The organism is Microvirga sp. P4_G7, assembly GCF_056401005.1.
Genome location: NZ_JBFUKD010000392.1, coordinates 1 through 3,546 on the forward strand (window position 1 = coordinate 1; position 3,546 = coordinate 3,546).

Genomic DNA, 3,546 nt, shown 5'->3' on the forward strand with positions numbered 1-3,546 from the left:
GAATAGCCAGTTCGGGAGAGGTGAGAGCCAGAAGGAGAGCGATGACGTCGTCCAGGCCCGGATCGGTGTCGATGATCACGCGCTTGGGAGTTGCTGGATTCATAGTCAATTGCCTTTGACTCGGCCTTAAATTTCGGCTTCTTTGCCGTAAGGGTAGCCGATATAGATCAGCGCCGTCCACGGCGGAAAGGCGATGTTTCGTCTGCGCCCCGCGGCTATTCTTGCTCTGGAGGGTTTCCCATGGTTTTCGGCCACCGTTGCCGCACGCTTCTCGCCGCATCCGCGGTCTTCGGCACGCTGCTTTCGTCTCATGCCTTGGCGCAAGAAAAAAAGACTCTCATCGTTTCGATGTGGGGCTTCAACGGCGACAAGTTGGAAGCCATTCTGTTCAAGCCTTTCAAAGAGAAGCACAACGTCGATATCGTGCTTGAAACCGGCAATGCCTCCGACCGATTGAACAAGGTCAAGATCCGCAAAGGCGGCGTCGATCTGATCTATCTCTCGGACGTGTTCTCGCAGGTCGGAATCGAGGATGGCCTGTTCGAGAAAATCGATCCGGCAAAAATTCCGAATGCGAAGGATCTCTACCCGGTCGCGCAGGCGCCGCAAGGCGAAGGATTTGGTCCCGGTTACACGGTCGGCCGATACGGCGTCATTTACGATTCCGCGAAGGTCGCTTCGCCGGTGACTGCGTGGGCCGATCTCTGGCGCGCCGAATTCAAGAACCGTCTCACGATTCCCGGCTTCACGACGACCGCAGGACCGCTCACCGTCCTCGTTGCAGCCAATCGCAAGGGCGTCGATGCATATGCCAATCCGGATGCCGCTTTCGCCAGTCTCACCGAACTCAAACCGAACGTCGTGAAGTCGTACAATACAGGCTCTGAGTTGGTGAATCTCTTCTCGACCGGCGAAGTCACGGCGGCCGCCGCGCAGGATTTCACGTTCGCGCAGGTCAAGGCCGCGATCCCGACAGCGAAATGGGCCGATCTCAGCGATGGCGCGTTCGTGACGTTCAACACGGTCAATCTCGTGAAGGGCACGAAGAACAAGGACCTCGCCGAGGCGTTCATCAATTGGCATCTGAGCGCCGAGGTGCAGAAGGCCCTCGCCAATGCAGGGACCGACGCGCCAGCCAATCCGAAGGCCGATCTGACGCCGGAGCAGGCTGCTCCATGGACCTATGGCGAGCCGACGATCAAGGCTTTGCGCAAGGTCGATTACGCGAAACTCAATGCGGCGAAGGCCGATTGGAGCGACCGCTGGAACGAGGTTTTCGGCCGCTGATCATGGCGTGCACCTTGTGTGATGTGATGGCCGGGGCAAGGGCCGCATGAAGCGTCTTACGCCCTGGTTTCTTCTGTTGCCCGCGATCGTCGTCGTCGTTCTGTGCCTGTTGACTCCCGTCGTCAACACGATGGGCATGACGTTCGCGACGCCGCGTGGAATCTTCACGCCATATACGCGTTTCTTCGCCAACGGTTTCAATCGCGAGGTCGTCTGGCGCACGCTTGAAATCGCTCTTCTCACGACGGCCATCTCCGTTGCGTTGGGCTTCCTCGCCGCCTACGTGGTGGCCAATTTCCCGCGTCGACTGAAAAGCCTCCTCATCGTGGCGGCGGTTTTTCCCCTCCTCACCGGTACGGTCGTGCGATCCTTTGCGTGGATGGTGATCCTCGGGCGCAACGGGATCATCAACAATACGATGGTTTCTCTCGGCATCGTCTCCGAGCCGATGCCGCTGCTCTACAGCAAGATGGCGATCGTGATCGGCATGGTCTATCTGTTCGTGCCRCTGATGATCCTCTCCCTCGTCGGTGTTCTGGAGAATATCGAGAAAGATCTGGTCCAGGCCGCGGCGTCCCTCGGGGCGAGCCCGGCGGCGGCGTTTCGACAGGTCATTCTGCCGCTCGCCGTTCCAGGTTTGATCGTCGGCGCGGTGCTTGTCTTCACAGGAAGCTTCACTGCCTTCGCAACACCGCAATTGTTGGGCGGCGAACGTCAGACGGTGTTGGCGACGCTGCTTTATCAAAAGGCGATGGTCACATTCGATTGGGTCGGCGCGTCCACTATCGCAACCATCATGGTCGTGATGACGATCGCCATCGTTCTCCTGATGAGTCGGCTCGCCCGCCGCCTCAATCCGATGGCGGTGTGATCATGAACAAGACACATCCCGCCCTCGTCTGTCTTACGGCAATCGTCTATTTCTTTCTGCTCGGACCCCTCGTGATCGTGTTCGGATCCGCCGTCAGCGACAGTACATTCCTCACCTTTCCGCCGCAGGGATTGTCCTTCAGGTGGTTTGCCAACGCGTTCGAGGTGACGGCGTTCAGGGAAGCCTTTCTGACAAGCCTCCAGGTCGCCCTGTCCGGCACCTTATTGTCGCTTCTGATCGGGATCCCGGCGGCCTACGCGCTGACTCGGCATCGAATTGCGCTGCCGAAATGGCTCTCGATTCTTTTCGTCCTGCCAATCCTCATTCCGGAGATCGTGTTCGGCTTCTCGCTGCTGCGCGGATTGGCGGTCGATCTCGGTCTGCCGATCCTTGCGACGCTGCTCGTCGGGCACACAATCCTGGTGTTGCCGTATTCCGTGCGCGTCGTCAGCGCCAGTCTTTCGACCTTTGATTTCAGCGCCGAGGAAGCGGCGATCAGCCTCGGTAGTCCACCGCTGAAGACGTTCTTCACCGTCGTTCTGCCGAATATCCGCTCCGGCGTTCTCGCCGCCTTCATTCTCGCGTTCATCACCTCTTTGAACGACGTGTCGATTTCGGTGTTCCTCACGGGCCCTGGAATCAGCACATTGCCGATCCAGATTCTCACCTATGTGGAACAGTTCTTCGATCCGACGGTCGCCTCGGTATCCGTCCTACTCATGTTTCTCACCGTCGGCGTCATGGCCATCGTCGAACGCACCCTCGGCCTTACCTATTTTGCCAAGCAGTGATCCGTGACCCAATCCCTCATCCTTGATCGTGTCAGCGCTCATTACGGTTCAACGCAGGTTCTGCAGGACCTGTCGCTGTCCGTCGGCGCCGGCGAACTCGTCTCGCTTCTCGGCGCAAGCGGTTGCGGAAAGACGACGACGTTGCGCCTCATCGCCGGCTTCATCGAGCCGAGCGCCGGCGCCATCCGACTGGGAGAGCGCGACCTCACACGGCTGCCGGCCTATCGTCGCGACATCGGGCTCGTGTTTCAGAACTATGCGCTGTTCCCGCACTTGAGTGTGCTCGACAACGTCGCCTTCGGGTTGAAGCAGCGCGGGCTGGCGGCGAGTGAACGCCAGAAGCGCGGCAAAGCCATGCTGGAGCGGGTAGGCCTGGCGCATCTCGCGGAGCGCCTTCCCGGTGCATTGTCGGGCGGTCAGAAGCAGCGCGTCGCGCTCGCCAGGGCGCTCGTCATCGAGCCGCCGCTTTTGATGTTCGATGAGCCGCTCTCCAACCTCGACGCGAAGCTGCGCGTCGACATGCGCGTTGAAATCCGGGAGCTTCAGCGCGCCAACGGAACGACCGCGGTCTACGTCACCCATGATCAGGAGGAGGCG

4 protein-coding genes are annotated in these 3,546 nt (G+C 59.7%); all 4 read left to right on the plus strand.

Annotated elements, in window-relative coordinates:
* Nucleotides 1-240 precede the first annotated feature (240 nt).
* The gene (locus AC1DT3_RS15185) at nt 241-1,287 is read left to right on the plus strand and encodes an ABC transporter substrate-binding protein (RefSeq protein ID WP_477466079.1); all 1,047 of its coding nucleotides are present in this window, start codon (nt 241-243) and stop codon (nt 1,285-1,287) included.
* Nucleotides 1,288-1,333: 46 nt separating this feature from the next.
* Nucleotides 1,334-2,158: an ABC transporter permease gene (locus AC1DT3_RS15190; RefSeq protein ID WP_477466080.1), complete on the plus strand. Its 825-nt coding sequence runs from the start codon at nt 1,334-1,336 to the stop codon at nt 2,156-2,158.
* A gap of 2 nt (nt 2,159-2,160) precedes the next feature.
* Nucleotides 2,161-2,949, plus strand: a complete 789-nt coding sequence (locus AC1DT3_RS15195; protein ID WP_477466081.1) for an ABC transporter permease — start codon at nt 2,161-2,163, stop codon at nt 2,947-2,949.
* 3 nt (nt 2,950-2,952) lie between these two features.
* Nucleotides 2,953-3,546 (plus strand): ABC transporter ATP-binding protein (locus tag AC1DT3_RS15200; RefSeq protein ID WP_477466082.1); only part of this gene is annotated, 594 nt, incomplete at its 3' end.

Coding starts and splice junctions, on each gene's coding strand:
- AC1DT3_RS15185 (WP_477466079.1), top strand. CDS start 241: ATGGTTTTCGGCCACCGTTGCCGCACGCTTCTCGCCGCATCCGCGGTC.
- AC1DT3_RS15195 (WP_477466081.1), top strand. CDS start 2,161: ATGAACAAGACACATCCCGCCCTCGTCTGTCTTACGGCAATCGTCTAT.